The sequence below is a fragment of the Streptomyces sp. BBFR102 genome, from assembly GCF_051397025.1.
Lineage (GTDB): Bacteria > Actinomycetota > Actinomycetes > Streptomycetales > Streptomycetaceae > Streptomyces.
This window is the reverse complement of the sequence record NZ_CP195757.1, coordinates 5,498,432-5,512,407: the sequence shown is the minus strand read 5'-3', so window position 1 is coordinate 5,512,407 and position 13,976 is coordinate 5,498,432. Positions and strand designations below refer to the sequence as shown.

The 13,976-nt window shown below is 68.8% G+C and carries 16 protein-coding genes and 1 pseudogene; 6 read left to right on the top strand and 11 right to left on the bottom strand.

The genetic code is table 11. The annotated features are described in order from the left end of the window. The first annotated feature begins 912 nt into the window (after window positions 1–912). A complete protein-coding gene (locus ACSLIC_RS24325) occupies window positions 913–2,940 on the top strand; it encodes a HelD family protein (RefSeq protein ID WP_436739834.1) in 2,028 nt (675 codons plus the stop codon). Between the two features lie 278 nt (window positions 2,941–3,218). Here the strand turns inward: ACSLIC_RS24325 and ACSLIC_RS24320 are convergent, their stop codons facing one another. Both ACSLIC_RS24320 and ACSLIC_RS24315 read right to left on the bottom strand, forming a co-directional pair. Next, entirely contained in the window at window positions 3,219–3,473 is a 255-nt protein-coding gene (locus ACSLIC_RS24320; protein ID WP_436739833.1) for a hypothetical protein, read from the bottom strand. A 42-nt stretch (window positions 3,474–3,515) separates the two neighbouring features. Further along, window positions 3,516–4,118: pseudogene (locus ACSLIC_RS24315) on the bottom strand (transposase family protein). A 53-nt stretch (window positions 4,119–4,171) separates the two neighbouring features. Between ACSLIC_RS24315 and ACSLIC_RS24310 the strand changes: the two are divergent. Together ACSLIC_RS24310 and ACSLIC_RS24305 are read left to right on the top strand one after the other, a co-directional pair. Next, the gene (locus tag ACSLIC_RS24310) at window positions 4,172–4,387 is read left to right on the top strand and encodes a hypothetical protein (protein ID WP_436739832.1); all 216 of its coding nucleotides are present in this window, start codon (window positions 4,172–4,174) and stop codon (window positions 4,385–4,387) included. A gap of 93 nt (window positions 4,388–4,480) precedes the next feature. Next, window positions 4,481–5,131, top strand: coding sequence for an HNH endonuclease family protein (locus ACSLIC_RS24305; protein WP_436739831.1), 651 nt, complete (start codon window positions 4,481–4,483; stop codon window positions 5,129–5,131). Between the two features lie 182 nt (window positions 5,132–5,313). On the opposite strand, the gene ACSLIC_RS24300 is transcribed toward ACSLIC_RS24305, so the two are convergent. Further along, a complete protein-coding gene (locus ACSLIC_RS24300) occupies window positions 5,314–5,817 on the bottom strand; it encodes an ArsR/SmtB family transcription factor (protein ID WP_436739830.1) in 504 nt (167 codons plus the stop codon). Between the two features lie 122 nt (window positions 5,818–5,939). On the opposite strand from ACSLIC_RS24300, the gene ACSLIC_RS24295 reads away from it, so the two are divergent. Then, entirely contained in the window at window positions 5,940–7,226 is a 1,287-nt protein-coding gene (locus ACSLIC_RS24295) for an MFS transporter (RefSeq protein WP_436739829.1), read from the top strand. Between the two features lie 14 nt (window positions 7,227–7,240). Here the strand turns inward: ACSLIC_RS24295 and ACSLIC_RS24290 are convergent, their stop codons facing one another. The 8 genes from ACSLIC_RS24290 to ACSLIC_RS24255 form a co-directional block, all read right to left on the bottom strand. Then, complete coding sequence (locus ACSLIC_RS24290; RefSeq protein ID WP_436739828.1) at window positions 7,241–7,648, bottom strand: DUF6262 family protein; 408 nt, start codon at window positions 7,646–7,648, stop codon at window positions 7,241–7,243. Then, entirely contained in the window at window positions 7,645–7,827 is a 183-nt protein-coding gene (locus ACSLIC_RS24285) for a hypothetical protein (protein ID WP_436739827.1), read from the bottom strand. The genes ACSLIC_RS24290 and ACSLIC_RS24285 overlap by 4 nt, the downstream gene beginning before the upstream one ends. Before the next feature lie 82 nt (window positions 7,828–7,909). Continuing rightward, entirely contained in the window at window positions 7,910–8,938 is a 1,029-nt protein-coding gene (locus ACSLIC_RS24280) for a tyrosine-type recombinase/integrase (RefSeq protein WP_436739826.1), read from the bottom strand. Then, the gene (locus ACSLIC_RS24275) at window positions 8,923–9,690 is read right to left on the bottom strand and encodes a hypothetical protein (RefSeq protein ID WP_436739825.1); all 768 of its coding nucleotides are present in this window, start codon (window positions 9,688–9,690) and stop codon (window positions 8,923–8,925) included. Before ACSLIC_RS24275 ends, ACSLIC_RS24280 begins: the two co-directional genes overlap by 16 nt. 66 nt (window positions 9,691–9,756) lie before the next feature. After that, window positions 9,757–10,041 carry a tyrosine-type recombinase/integrase gene (locus ACSLIC_RS24270; RefSeq protein WP_436739824.1) on the bottom strand — a complete coding sequence of 95 codons (285 nt, stop codon included), beginning with the start codon at window positions 10,039–10,041 and terminating at the stop codon, window positions 9,757–9,759. Between the two features lie 282 nt (window positions 10,042–10,323). Continuing rightward, window positions 10,324–10,788 carry a site-specific integrase gene (locus ACSLIC_RS24265; RefSeq protein ID WP_436739823.1) on the bottom strand — a complete coding sequence of 155 codons (465 nt, stop codon included), beginning with the start codon at window positions 10,786–10,788 and terminating at the stop codon, window positions 10,324–10,326. An 860-nt stretch (window positions 10,789–11,648) separates the two neighbouring features. Beyond that, the gene (locus ACSLIC_RS24260) at window positions 11,649–12,149 is read right to left on the bottom strand and encodes a DinB family protein (protein WP_436739822.1); all 501 of its coding nucleotides are present in this window, start codon (window positions 12,147–12,149) and stop codon (window positions 11,649–11,651) included. 36 nt (window positions 12,150–12,185) lie between these two features. Continuing rightward, window positions 12,186–12,830 (bottom strand): class I SAM-dependent methyltransferase, encoded by a 645-nt coding sequence (locus ACSLIC_RS24255; protein WP_436739821.1) that lies wholly within the window; start codon window positions 12,828–12,830, stop codon window positions 12,186–12,188. A gap of 84 nt (window positions 12,831–12,914) precedes the next feature. Here ACSLIC_RS24255 and ACSLIC_RS24250 point away from each other — a divergent pair, with 84 nt between their 5' ends. Together ACSLIC_RS24250 and ACSLIC_RS24245 are read left to right on the top strand one after the other, a co-directional pair. Continuing rightward, complete coding sequence (locus ACSLIC_RS24250) at window positions 12,915–13,523, top strand: helix-turn-helix domain-containing protein (protein WP_436739820.1); 609 nt, start codon at window positions 12,915–12,917, stop codon at window positions 13,521–13,523. After that, on the top strand, window positions 13,520–13,702 hold the full coding sequence (locus tag ACSLIC_RS24245; protein ID WP_436739819.1) for a hypothetical protein: 183 nt from the start codon (window positions 13,520–13,522) through the stop codon (window positions 13,700–13,702). The genes ACSLIC_RS24250 and ACSLIC_RS24245 overlap by 4 nt, the downstream gene beginning before the upstream one ends. The last annotated feature ends 274 nt before the right edge of the window (window positions 13,703–13,976 follow it).

Here is a 13,976-nt window from a genome sequence, read left to right as displayed (position 1 = left end):
CCCCTCACGCTACGGGGCGGGCGACGGCCCGGCCATGGCGGAAGCCTCCAGAAGGCACGGGGGGACAGCCCCGGTTCCGACAGGGGGCCCGGGCCAGGGGAGGCGGTGGGGGTGACCCCCTCCCGGGCGATCCCGCAGAGTGACCGGCATCACTCCGCTTCGGCGGCGCGCGGGGTTCCGATGCTGTACCCTCGGCCGCTCAGTACCAGGTAGTCAAATTTGAGGAATTGCCATCGCCCCACAGATGTGCCCTGCCTTCTCCCCCGCCGGCCACGACGCGCGGCGGCGTGGCCCGCTCGGCCCCGGCGGGCCGGCGCGGGTGCGCGAACCCGCCGCCCCCACACCGCCGATGGCACGCTGCGGCCCGGTCCGCGCGCCGCGCGGGGCCGACGTGGCCACGCTCGCGCCGGCCGAACCGGAGCGGCTGCCGCGGCACTTCCTCGACGCCGTCGCCTACCCCCTGCCCCGCACGGCCGCGGCCTCGGCCCTCACGGGGAGCGACGCCTGCACGGCCGGGCCGCCCCAGCACCTGCCGGAGCAACGCGCGCGGGCCACCGGGCACGACCGCGGGAACCGCACCCGACTCGCCGCGTCGCACCACCGGATCACGACGGCCGGCGTCCGCATCCAGGAATGCAGGCCAGGCCCGCCCCGGCCTGCCACGCGACCACGACCCATTCCCGTGGATTCACCGCCTTCCCGTGCACGAGAAATCATTACCGGAGTTCAAGGGAAATGAAGGAATGCATGACACCAAGCGCGGTGAGCTGTAAGGGCATAGGCGCAACAAGCTAGTCAAGACTTACCTTTAGGGAATTTTGGCCGTATGGTGCGGCTCGAATCGAAGGAGTCCCCTAGTTGTCGAACGAAAATGATCCCGCCGTGCGTGCGGTTGAATCGGAACAAGGTTATGTGTCCTCGTTGTACGAGCTGCTCACCGAGCGGATTTCCGAGGCGCGAGCTAATCGGGCGAGTGTGCTGAAGGCTCCGGCGGACGGCGCCGGCGAGGCGTACGAGAGGGAGATCGCCGCCGACCGTCTGACCAAGGAGATCGACCGGTTGGAGGGCGCCGAGAAGGGGCTGGTCTTCGGACGCGTCGACTGGACGGACGGCACGGCCCTGCGCATCGGGCGGATCGGGCTGCATACGGAGGCGGATGACCTGCCTCTGCTCGTGGACTGGCGCGCGAACGCGGCGCGGCCCTTCTACGAGGCCACACCGGTCCACCCGATGGATCTGCGGCGACGCCGGCACCTGCGCCTTGAGGAGCGCACGGTCGTCTCGGTGAGCGACGAACTGCTGGACGGGACCGCACCGACCGACGAGGACGTCGTGGGGGACGGCCCGTTGACCGAGGCTCTGGCCGCACGGCGTACGGGCAGGATGCACTCGGCCGTCGCGACGCTTCAGGCCGAGCAGGACGAGATCGTCCGCTCCCCTCACCGCGGAGTGACCGTGGTGCAGGGCGGGCCCGGCACCGGCAAGACGGTGGTGGCCCTGCACCGGGCGGCCTACGTCCTGTACGCGTTCCCGCGCGCTGCGGAGGAAGGCGTCCTCGTGGTGGGCCCGAACGCCCGTTTCCTCGACTACATCTCCCAGGTCCTTCCCTCGCTCGGAGAGAACGACGTCGACCTGGCGACCTGCCAGGAACTGGCGGGAGTCACCCCGGACGCGGCGGACCCCTTCGACACGGCACGTCTCAAGGGCGGCCTGGACCTCGCCGGCGCCCTGGCCGGCCTGCTGCGAGACCGCCAGGCCCCCGCCGGTGACTTCGCCGTCCGGGTCGGGCAGGAACTGGTCCACCTGACCGAGAAGGAGGTCGCCACCGCACGCGCCGCCGCCCTGGCGTCCGCATCCGGCCACAACCCCGCGCGCCAGGCGTTCAAGGAGCACCTGGTCGACGCCGTCACCGACGCGATGCAACGGGACCTGGGCGACCTGCTGGAGCAGATCGACGCCGATGCCGCGCAGATGACGGGCCTGAACCTCGACCGGTTCACGGGGGTCGCCCAGCGTCGTGCCGAGGGCTCCGCCGACCCGGGTCCGGCCCACGAGCTGGACCTGGCCGCCATCGGGGCGGATCTCCTCGTCGACGCCGGCGTCGACCGGGCGGTCGAGGCGCTGTGGCCGAGGCTGGTACCCGGCGACCTCGTGAAGGCGCTGCTGACGGATGCCGACGCCCTGGCCGAGCGCCTGCCGAACCTGACCCCGCAGGAGCGGGCCCTCGTCCTGCGCGCCCCGAACGCCCCGTGGACCGATGCGGACGTGCCGTTGCTGGACGAGGCGGCGAGCCTGGTCGACGGTCCGCCCGAGCGGACGTACGGGCACGTCGTCGTCGACGAGGCGCAGGAACTGACGGCCATGCAGTGGCGGATGATCGTCCGCCGCTGCCCGGCGAGGGCGATGACGCTGGTGGGTGACTTCGCCCAGTCGGGCCCGACCACGACGGCACGCGACTGGACGGAAGCCCTGAGCCCGCATGTCGGGACGCGGTTCAGGCTGCACGACCTGACGGTCAGTTACCGCACCACGCGGGAGATCCTGGAGAGCGTCCGGGACCTGCTCGCACGGATCGCTCCGGACCAGCGGCCCACACGGTCGCTGCGCGGCGGTGAGAGCCCACGCACCGTGATCACGCATGGAGAGGGGGTGCTCACCGCCGTCGTGGAGGAACTGCGCACCCAGAGCGCCGCGCAGCCGGACGAACTCCTGGGAGTGATCTGCGCGGACACCCGGGTGGGTCAGTTGACGGCTCACGGCATCGCCGACCACGCGCGCATCGTGCCCGCGTCCGAGGCACGCGGCCTAGAGTTCGACGGGGTCGTCGTCCTGAACCCGGAGGAGATCAGCACGGCCCGCCCCTGCGGCGAGAGGGACCTGTACGTGGCCCTGACCCGGGCCACCAAGCGCCTGTGCACCATCATCACCCGGCCCGCATGACGGCGCGGCGCCCGCGTGGTCGCCGCGGGTCCACAAGCGCCCCAACGCGCCGTCGCACGCCCTGGTGCAGCCCTGGCCGCCCTGCTCAGCCTGATGTGTCCTGCCTTCCGGCGCGCGTCGTCCGACCGGGGAGCCGGCCAGCGGGCCCCGCAGCCTGAGACCGACGGAGTCCGCGACCTGCTCCACCCGTCCGAGGGGTTCACCTCGGACGGGTGGGCGACCACCGGGCTGTAGTGGATTCGCCGTACGGGACAGCGTCTCGCGCTACCGCTCGCCGGCTACCCGGTCCCGCGCCGCAGCGGAGTGACGTCGCTCGGGTGCCCGCTGAACACCTCCCGCAACTCCTCGTTCGCCAGGGCCGGTCGCATGTCCTCCGCCAGGAATCCCCGAGCATCGTCGCGAAGCCGGACGATGTCGCTGTTCTTGTCGGCGAGGGTGGTCTTGCGGTCGGAGAGCCTTCTGCCGAGCCGCATTCCGGCATCCGGAGTTCCGCCCCCGCACTTGTTCTTGAGGCCGGTGTGCCGCTGAGTCAAGGCGTTGCGGGGACCATTGAGCGTGTTCGGTGAGCCTTTCCATCATCGCTCTGAGCTGGCCAGATGCAGGGCGAGGACGGCCTGGACGAGTGTGGTGATGCGGGTGGTCGAGCATCGGATTTCGCGGAGGAGTCGCCAGGCTTTGAGGGTGGCCATGGCCTGCTCGACGAGTGCGCGGATCTTCGTGTGCGAGCGGTTGACGACCTTCGGACCGGTGGAAAGGGTTCCCCAGCGGCCCCAGTAGGGGGTGCGGACCGTTCCACCGGCACCCCGGTAGGCCTTGTCCGCCCAGGCCGTCCAGGATCACGAACGCTTTCGGCGATGCCGGTCGCACGGCGTCGGCCAGGGTGGGAGCAAGGTCGGCCAAGAGGCCGACGGCTTCGATGCCGTCCGGTAGGCGGTCGTGGTTCCGATACCGAATCCGGCTGCGAGCTGGGTATAGGTGTGTCCCACCCGCAGACGGGCGAGCGCGAGCAGGGCCTGACGGCCGACGCTCAGACGCCGCCAACGGGAGCCGATCGCACGACAGTGCTGCCGCAGACGGGTGGACAGGAAACCCAGGGCAGAACTGGACACGTCGACACCCGGCGGGTAGACAGCATGCGAAGCCTCTGGCGGAGCCGGTTCTCTTGGTCGAAAACCCATCTACCAGGGACTTCACCACACTGTCAGCCCAACCGCCAAGCTCCTGCCGCAAGTTGGAAAGAGCTCACTGGACCGCCGGTGACGACCCCGCAGATGGCTGCAACACCCGCAAGGAAGTCCTGATCGCCGAGGCCACCACCGCCCCTGAGGTCGGGCCCCGGTGCGCCATCACCGGGGGCACCTGGTTCTCGTACTACGACGAGGTCACCGTCGAGGGGCCCCGCGGCCTGGACATCGACCACGTCGTATCTGCACCTGCGACGGCGTAGTTGGACGAATCCGCTGGTAGTTGTGTCATCGGCATACCGGTGACAGCTCAGCGGGCGAACTCCTTGAACGACCATTCGGAGGAAGGCAAGAAAATGAAGCATGTTCTCCCCACGGCCGCCGTCACCCTCTCGGCGTTGGTCGCGTGCAGCAGCTCGACCGTCAGCCCCGCCGACCCCAAGCAGCCGCCTGCGGCCTCGGTTTCCGCAGTCGCCGTGGCCGCCGACCCGGGCCGGCAACTGGACGAACTGACCGTGGCAGCTCGCGGATCGATGGACGGTTACAGCCGTGCCAAGTACCCCCACTGGATCGATCAGGGCGACAGCTGCAACACACGGGAAGTCGTCCTGAAGCGCGACGGCGAGGGCGTCGAAACGGGCAGCGACTGCTACCCCACCAGCGGCACCTGGAAGAGCCCGTACGACGGCGGAACGTGGTCGGCCCCATCCGATGTCGACATCGACCACATGATGCCACTCGGAAATCCCTGGGTCAGCGGAGCGAAGGAGTGCACGAACGCGGAACGTCAGGCGTTCGCCAACGACCTCACCAATCCACAGCTGTTGGCCGTGACGGACAACGTCAACCAGTCGAAGAGCGACAGGGAGCCGGATGAGTGGCGTCCGCCGCTGGAGTCGTACTGGTGCGAGTACTCGACGGACTGGATCGAAGTGAAGCACCACTACGAGCTGACCATCACCACACAGGAGAGAGCAGCTTTGAAAGACATGCTGACCAGCTGCTAAGAGCAGCCGGCTGGATTCGAAGACAGCCTCGACGCCCGGTGCTCGGATCTGACGGAGACAGCCGCCCAGACCGGTGCGGTTTCCCGTCACGCCCGAACACGATCAGCGCCCCTCGCTGGTCATGTTCGAGTAGGTGCGCCTTCCAGGCGCTGGCACCTGCTGATACACCCTTCGGTCATCTGCTACTGCTCGCGAAGAGGGAAGAGCATCACCGTGCCCGCGATCCGTATGGTGCCCGGCTCGCGCGGAGGCCGGCTCGCCTCGTGCAGGTCGGCAAGCAGATCGGCCATGCGGTGGCGGATGTCCTCCCAGGCATCCGGTTTCAGCCACAGTTCCGCATCGGATGTGACGCTCGCGCCCCCCTCGGCGCGTCTGGCCGCGCGCTCACGGAGGTTGTGCACGAGCGCCTCGGCCAGCAACCCGGTACCTTCACTCCGATCGGACAGAGGAGTGCCGTGCACGGTACGGAAGCGACGCTCCAGGCCCCCTCTTCGGGAGCGCGTCGAAGCCAGTTCCGCCAGGCCCACGGAGACCAGCTGACGCAGATGATGGCTGGCCAGGGCTTGGGAAATGTCCAGCTCCCGGGCCAGCTCCGCAGCGGACAACGGCGCGGCCCACATCAGCGACAGCATCCGCAGCCTCGTCGGATGGGAAAGGGCGCGCAAAGAGGGGTCGATTGTCGTCACGTCGGCCAGTTAATACCACCCGGCGCACCACTCACCAACCCCCAAGCATTGACTTGGAGGTTGCCCTCCGGGCACGCTCGTCCGGAACCGAGAGGGCGGGCGGTGCCGGATGGGGGACATGTATGGGCTGGAGTGCTGGACGAGTCCTGCGCGATCACAACGCAGGGCTCTACCTGGGTGGTGTGGTGGTCTCCAGCTTCGGCAGCTCCGCCATGTCGTTGGCAGCCGGTGTATGGGCGAAGTCGCTCACCGGCTCGAGCAGCCTCGCGGCCCTGACGACCTTGTGCGTGTGGGCACCCACACTGATCGGCCCCCTGGTTGGCCCCTTGGCCGACCGGGTACGCCGACAACCACTGCTGGTCCTCACCAACCTCGCCATGGCCGCTCTGCTACTGACACTGCTTGCCGTCCGCTCCGGTGACCAGCTCTGGATCCTCTTCACCGTCCTGACGGTGTACGGGGTCAGCGCAGTCCTGCTGGATGCGGCGGAGGTCGCGTTGGTGGCCGCCGCCGTGCCCAAGGATCTGCGCGGCGACTTCAACGGCCTGCGTATGACCGCCAACGAGAGTATGAAGCTGATCGCTCCGCTCCTGGGTGCAGGTCTGTTCGTACAGTTCGGGGGTGCAGCCGTGGCTGCCTTGGATGCTGCCACCTTTGCCCTTGCCGCCGGGGCCTTCGCCCTGCTGCGTGTGACCGAGCCGGCTCCGACCTCGGTCCCGGTGCGACGGTGGACGGCTCAGGTCACCGAAGGAGTCCGAGCTCTGGGGCGTCATCCCGGCTTGCGGCGCGTGGTCCTGGCCGGGGCCGCAACCATGTTCATGGCCGGGCTCAATGGGGCATCGGTGTATGCGGTCGTGGACGCCGGCCTGCACCGATCACCGGCCTTCGCGGGGGTCCTCTACACCGCGCAGGGGATCGGCTCGGTCCTCAGCGGCTTGGCTGCCGGCGCATTGCTGCGGCGCATGCCCGAACGCACTTTTGCGGCAGCGGGCATCGCTCTCTTCGCGCTGGGAGTTGCCCTGCGCGCAGCGCCTTCGTCATCCGTCGCGTTGATCGCCAGCGCGATGATCGGCTTGGGCCTCCCCTGTGTGCTGATCGCTGCCATGACCGCTGTGCAACGCGAGATCCCGGCCGCCCTGCTGGGCCGGGTGGCGGCCACGGCCAACACAGTCCTCTTCGCCCCCAACGCCCTGGGGCTGGGCATCGGCGCTTGGCTGATCGCCGTCGCGGACCACCGTCTATTGCTGATCGCCGCGGGAGCAGCAGCGGGTGCGGCTGCGCTCTACTGCCTCGTCAGCCGCCCGGCGCGGCTCGCGGCCAGTCCTCAGGGGCCCAGGGCCGATTCCTCAGCACCGGACACCGGATCGGACGCGAACGGGGCGGTAACTGCTCCTAGCGACTCCCGCTGAGACCGGATCACGGATCACTCAGCCTCGTACCGAGCAAGGCGGCGGCGCAACGTGAGGTTTTCACCCTGGGCAACCTCCAGGGCCTTTCGAAGCTGGGTGACCTCCTGATGGTGGGCCCGCTGTTCCTGTGCCAGGCGGGCACTCAACGCCCGTACAGCGGCCGAGGTCGATGAGGTCCCGACCTCAGGAGAACGGACGTCGGGGACCGGTCCGCTCTTCGTGCGGTGCCGCTCGATCAGGGTGCGGAGTTCCGGATGCTTGTAGAGAAAGGCGGTGCTCACCGCCGCCTTGCGGGCGACTGCGGTGAAGCTGACGGGCTCCGCGGCCTTGGCCAGTTGTGTGAGGGCGGCGCGGGCGCGCTTGTCCGCCTTCTCGGTACGTGCTCGGGTGGCCTGTTGCAGGTGCGCCGGCAGCGGACTCATACGGTTGGCTCCTCGGGTTGCGTGGTGCGCGGCTCCAGCCGGTCGGTCGTGCCCGCTCCTCGGACAGCGCGAAGCTGTCCCTCGTCGTGGACGCCGATCTGGTCGAGCGCGACGATGACTTGGGGGAGGGCGCGGGTCTCGCTGAGGCGGCCGGAGAGCCAGATGTTGTCCTCGCCCATCGGCTCACCATGGCGGGCGGTGAACTGGGTCTGACGCCGGGCGATCAGGGCTTCGGTCTGCTTGAGCTGGTGCTGGAGTTCATCACGATGACCGGCGTCGGTGACGAACTTGTCGCAGGTCAGGCAGGCGTTGCCCTTGGAGCAGACCTGTCTGTTGCGGGAGCATGCACCAGCCGTTGGGCAGCACCCGGTCGGCGCGCTGGTCGAGGTGGAGGAGGTCGTAGAGGTCACTCGGGTTCACCTCGGCGGTCCGGCCGTCGGCCGTGACCTTCTTGTAGCGGAGGAACTCGCGCTCGGCCGTCACCGCCAAGGTCTTGGCGTAGTGCATGGTCATGGCCGGGGTGACGTGTCCCATGTAGCGCATGACAACGTGGATCGGGACGCCGGCGTTGATCAGGTCGGTCGCCCGGGTGTGCCTGAAGGTGTGGGTCTTGGAGACCTTGACGGGACGGCCCACGCTGTCGGTGATCGCCAGAGTCTTGGTCAGCGCGCCGAGTCGGCTGTGGAAGGTCGCCGACGCGTACGGCCTCTTGCCGAGCCGGTTGTTCCTGGTCTGCAAGAAGAGATAGCGCGGGTCCGTTCCCGCCGGGGCGCCTTGGGCGGTGATGAACTCGCGGGCCCACTGCTGCTGGAGAGGGATGATGTCGATGATTTCCTGGTCGACCGGGATCGTCGGCGGGTCACCACCGGTGATCTTCGTCTGCTGATAGGCGAGCCGAGCCACGAAGCCGTCCGGCTCCTTGCCCTCTTGCTTGTTTACGGTCAGGAGCGGTAGCAGCGGTTCGAAGTCCATCATCAGGACCTCGTTCATGAGACCGCCCCACCGCCGGTCCCCGAGCACCGTGACGGCCTCGTCACGGTTGTCGTACATCCAGCGGTAGAACGCCTCGATGGTCACCAGAGTGCTGCGGCGGCTGTTCTTGGAGAGCCGGCCGCCCTTGTTCGGGCCGGTCATCGTGATGTGACTGTTGAGGGAGTCCACGAATCCGCGCAACCAGGTCCGGAGCTGATCCGGGGACTCGACGAGCTGAGGTCCGCAGCAGCCGACCTGGTCGATGTACCACTGGCACCACTTCAGATGGTCGAGCCGACTCTTCACCGATGACCACACGTACCGTCCGTCGACAGCTGCACCGAAAGCCACCACTTCGTGGCCTCCCGGAACCAGTCCGTCGTGAGCTGGCTGAAGTTGGCCACGGACCGGCCCCAGGGCTCGTGCTCGCGCTGTGGGATGCGCCGGTCCAGACCGGGATTCCACACGTCCAGCCGCCACGACTCGCCGTCGTGGTAGGCATGGGCCAGGCGGTCCTGGAGATGCTTGACGCTGTTCAGCACGTGTGTGACGAGCCTCGCGTTCCGCGACGCGTCGGTTCGCATGACCGCACCCTGCACTTCGCGCGCCCACTCCTCGTGGGTGAGTGCCGTCAGCGATCTCGCGGAACGTGCCCGCGATCCGCTGTGCTCGATCGCGAGGACCAAGCCCCGCCTGAGTTCCTGGAACCGCTCGGCGGTGATTGCGTATCCCTCGGCGACCTGCTGATGGACGCACCAGGCGAGTTCCCAGATCATGGGCTCGGGCAGGCCCCGGAAGCTGATCGCCTGGGAATACCAACCCTTCTCCCGGCCGATGGTCTGCTTGGTGAAAGCCATGCCGTAGTCCTCCGGCATGTTGAGCGAGTCGAAATGGTCCTGCCGGTGCTCCTCCGGCAGGCTCTCCCACCGGCGCCGCGCCTTCTCCTCGCTGAAGAAGCGGGCCACGGACAGACGCGGGTCCCGCTTGTCCTGCCGCTTACGTTCCGGAGTGCGCGGCGAGGGAACAGCCGCCGTCTCGGCTACGGGATGGACGATCGGCTCAGCTTTCATGACGGCTTCCCCAGGCTTGTGTGATCTTTTGCCAGTCCGCACACGTGCGCAGCTCGGCGTCCTCGGTCACATGGGCGTACGTGTTGATCGTGGTCTGGTGTCCGCATGGCCGAGCCTCCGGCTGACCACGTGCATGGGCACACCCGACAGCAGCAGGGCAGTGGCGTGGGTGTGCCGGTACCAGTGCAGGGTCATGTCCGGCGGCAGGCCGGGGACGTGCCGCTTCCGCGCGGCCAGGTGCTTGTAGACGCTCTGCCCCTGAGCGGCGCGAACCGGCGTCCGCGGTGCAGGTTGCAGAAGATGTATGCGTCGTCCCAGTCGTCCAGTTCGACATCGGCGCCGACCTCGCACAGGGCCCAGACCCAGGCGCCGTAAGGCGGTCCAGCAGCGAGCCGACGAAGACGCGGCGGTGACCGCTCTTGGCCCGCAGGCCGTGCGGGTGGTCCTCACGGTGGACGACCTCACCCTGAGCGGTCGTACCCGTGCCGGTCTTCCAGTCGCGGTGCCGCAGGCCGAGGTCCTCACCGAGCCGCAGCCCGGTCTCCTCCAGCAGGGTCCACAGCAGGCGGTGCAGCTCGCCCGACCAGACCGCGCCCGCCGCGTCCCAGGTCGCCTCCGAGTCCCGAAGTGACGTCATCTGCCCAGGCAGAATGACAGGGATGGGCTCTGCCCGGACCCGTACTTTCCCACACTCGAACGCCGCCCGTGCTTGAGGGCCACATGCTCCAGGAACGGCAGATAGCTGCCCGGCCGGGCATACACCGTCTCGTACAGACGGCCCGCGACCTCAACCTCACGCGCGGCCTGGTAGCGGTAGAAGCCCAGCACCGCCCGCATCCGGCTCGCCACCGTCGCGTCGGCCGCCCGCTCCGCGGCGCGCAGCGGGACGACTTCCTCCGCCACCCCACCGCGCCGCAACTGCCCTATGAACGTTCCGAGTTCCGTCACCCCGACCGCGTCCCATACCTGCGAGCGCTGTTCCAGGAACGACCACCACAGCGCCAGCCCCCGGGCGTAGCTCTTGATCGTGTTCGGCGACCTGTCCGTCCCCTGCAAGTACTCCAGATACTGCTCGACCGGCTCCGCCCCGGTAGTCACCCGCGACCACCCCCCACGTCGGCCCGGCCCCGGTCGATAGCTGCCGCCCGCCCCCGGCGCCCTGTGCCGGTACGGCGCGGAGTGGACCGCGACCAAGCTGCGCTGGAACCTCACCATCGACGCACAGGAGAAGACCGCCCTCCTCGACATCACCTCCTCCTGCGACGGCACCACCGTCATCTACACCCCCGCCCCCCGACCTCTCCCCCCGAAGCCTCTTCGTCGCCCGGGCCGCGCGGTCATGCGGCCCGGGCGACTCCGTGGGCGCGGGCCAGGCGGCACAGCTCGGAGCACGCCGCCGGCAGGGAGGAGGCGGTCGCCCAGGAGGGGTGCCACCACAGCTGTGCGTACAGGAGCAGCAGGCGGCAGCGCAGGGCGGCGGTGTCGCGGGGGCGGGGTGCGGCGAGCGCGTCGTAGGTGGTGTTCCAGGCGGCTTGCGCTGTACCAGGTCGTCGGGGAAGGCGATCGCATCCATACCAGCATCAGATCGCTTGTTCGATTATTCTGTCACTTCGGGCCGCTTCGTCGGGCGTCGCGGCCGACGGGGCGATAGCGACCAAGTTCTGGCTCGGCGGTCCGTCGGCCGGGGCTGCTCATCGACCGAGCGCGCCCCGGCCTTGCTGGAGCCGGGGTCCACACAGTGCATGCCAGGCGCTCCCCTCAGCCGGTCGCGCATAACGCACGACGAACGGCGCGCTGAATGCGCATACGAGCAGCAGAGTGCCGGTGCCCATGACGGCGAGTGCGATCAGAAGTCGGCGGGCGCGCCATCCCCAGAAGGTGGCGAGGTCGATTCGGCCATGGAGGCGCGGGCGTCTCTCAGGAGCAGGCCGGTGCGTTTCCGCCCTTGGGAGGGTGGGTCAGCGGCCGGTCGTGCCGTCAATGAGCTCGCGAAGGATGTCGGCGTGGCCCGCGTGCCTGCCGGTCTCCTCAATCAGGTGGGTGAGTGCCCAGCGGATGCTGGGGGCAGGGCGGCCTGGCCGGGCTCGGGGGGCCGGTGCGCTGAGATCGGCGCACCCGTCGAGAATGTCGTTCGCGCGCTCGACCGCGTCTCGATAGCGGACGACGACATCGGCCACGCTGTCTGTCGGCGCGGCGTGGAACGTCGCCTGCCAGTCGGTGACGTACTCCCCGAGGAACGTCGTCCGCTCGACGTGCGTCAGGTGGTTGAGCAGGCCGAGCAGGTTCGTGCCGGACGGCACTGCGGCTGTTCGTGCCTGTGGCTCGGGGGTGCCTTCGATCTTCGTGGCGATCGAGGTCCGGAGGTAGTCGAGAAAGCCGCGCAGGACCTCGATCTCACTGCTTCCGGTCCGGGGCGGAGGGGTGTCGCTATGGCCGTTGCGGCGTGTGGTGCTGGGCAACAGTGGCCGCCTTTCTTGTGGGGGCCTGTCGTCGTGTCAGGCGGTGCGGCGGATGAGGAGGACGTGGTCGGTGACCTCGGCGGTGTGCCCGCCTGGTCCGGTCGCGATCCGCTGGAGGGCGTCGGCGCGCTCGACCGTCCATGTCTCCGGGGCCAGATTGATATCGGCGGCGAGCTCCTGTGGGCTCGGGTACCGGGTGTCGGCGTCCTGATTCCACGACCATGGCGCGGCGGAGCCGTGGTCGACTACCAGCAGCCGCCCGCCCGGGCGCAGCACGTGCGCGGCCGAGCGTAGGACGGAGACTCGGTCCAGGTCGCAGGGGGTGTGCAGGTAGTGGGCGGTGATCAGGTTGAACCGGCCGGGCGGGAAAGACCGGTGCAGGTTGTGTTGCACCGCGCTGATGCGGTCGTCCCGGCGGTGTGAGCGGGCGAGGGCGGCGAGCCGCTCGACCGCCACGTTCGAGATGTCGGCGGCGGTGACCTGCCACCCCTGGTCGGCGAGCCACAGCGCGTCGCCGCCGTCGCCACAACCGAGGTCCAACGCGTCACCGGGCGGCAGGCCCGTCACCGTCTCGGTGAGGCGGGCGTTCGGCTGCGGGTTGCCGCCTACCGGTCGGGCCGTGTAGATGCCGTCCCAGAAGGCGACCGCATCGGTGGTGCTTGTATCGCTGGTGCTCACCATGACTCCTTGTGTGAGAAGGCGCTCAGTCTTGCTGGGCGCACCACAAAGAGGCACGCGAACTTGCGGTAATGGCAAGATGGCCGCATGGACCCCAAGACGGACGAAGAGGTGCTCACTGCGGTAGGGCCGCGACTGCGTGCGTTGCGTCGTGAGCGTGGTGTCACCCTGGCCGACCTCGCGGCGACGACCGGCGTGTCGGAGAGCACCCTGTCCCGGTTGGAGAGCGGGCAGCGCCGGGCCAGCCTGGAACTGTTGCTGCCGCTTGCCCGTACCTATGACGTTCCGCTGGATGATCTCGTCGGCGCCCCGCGCACTGGCGATCCGCGGATCCACCTCAAGCCGATCAGACGGTTCGGGATGACGTTCGTGCCCCTGTCCCGGCGACCCGGCGGTGTACACGCGTTCAAGATGATCATCCCCGCCCAGCGGGAACCACTCGAACCGACTCCGCAGACCCACGAAGGCTTTGAATGGCTCTACGTGCTCACCGGACGACTGCGGCTCGTAGTCGGTGAGCGGGACCTGACACTGCCGCCCGGTGAGGCGGCCGAATTCGACACCTCCTTGCCGCACTGGCTGGGCAGCGCTGACGGCGGCGCGGTTGAGCTTCTCATCCTGTTCGGCCTGCAGGGAGTGCGTGCGCATGTACGCACCGACCCTCGTCGGTCGCCTCAGGCCGGGAGCCGACGGTGAACTCTCCGAGCAAAGACCACAGCTGCGCCTCCGCGATCTCCTCCCCTGGCGCGCTGGAGCAGATGCGGACCTACCGGCAGGCCGCCGCCCGGCAGGTGGAGAAGCTGCGCGTCCAGTTGCCCGGGCCGAGGACTTCGCCGACGCTCTGGGCGCCCGCCTGGAGCAGAACTCTCCACTGAGTGGACGTCAAGTCCGATCTTCCTCGGTTGGTGATCGCTCGATCGTGTGACTGATCGTTGCGCGGGCTCGACGTTGGACATGAACATGCGGGGATTTCGAGTCATGGGCAGAGAGCCGCACCCGAGCGACTTATCGGACTAGCAGTGGGCCTTGCCGAAGCCGATGATCACGGGCTGGAAGCAGGACAGGGTGGCACGGTCGGCAACCGGGGGGGTCCGGGGTCCTGTGATCTCCGGAAGGCTGTGAACGCGATCTTCTACCAGGACCGGACCG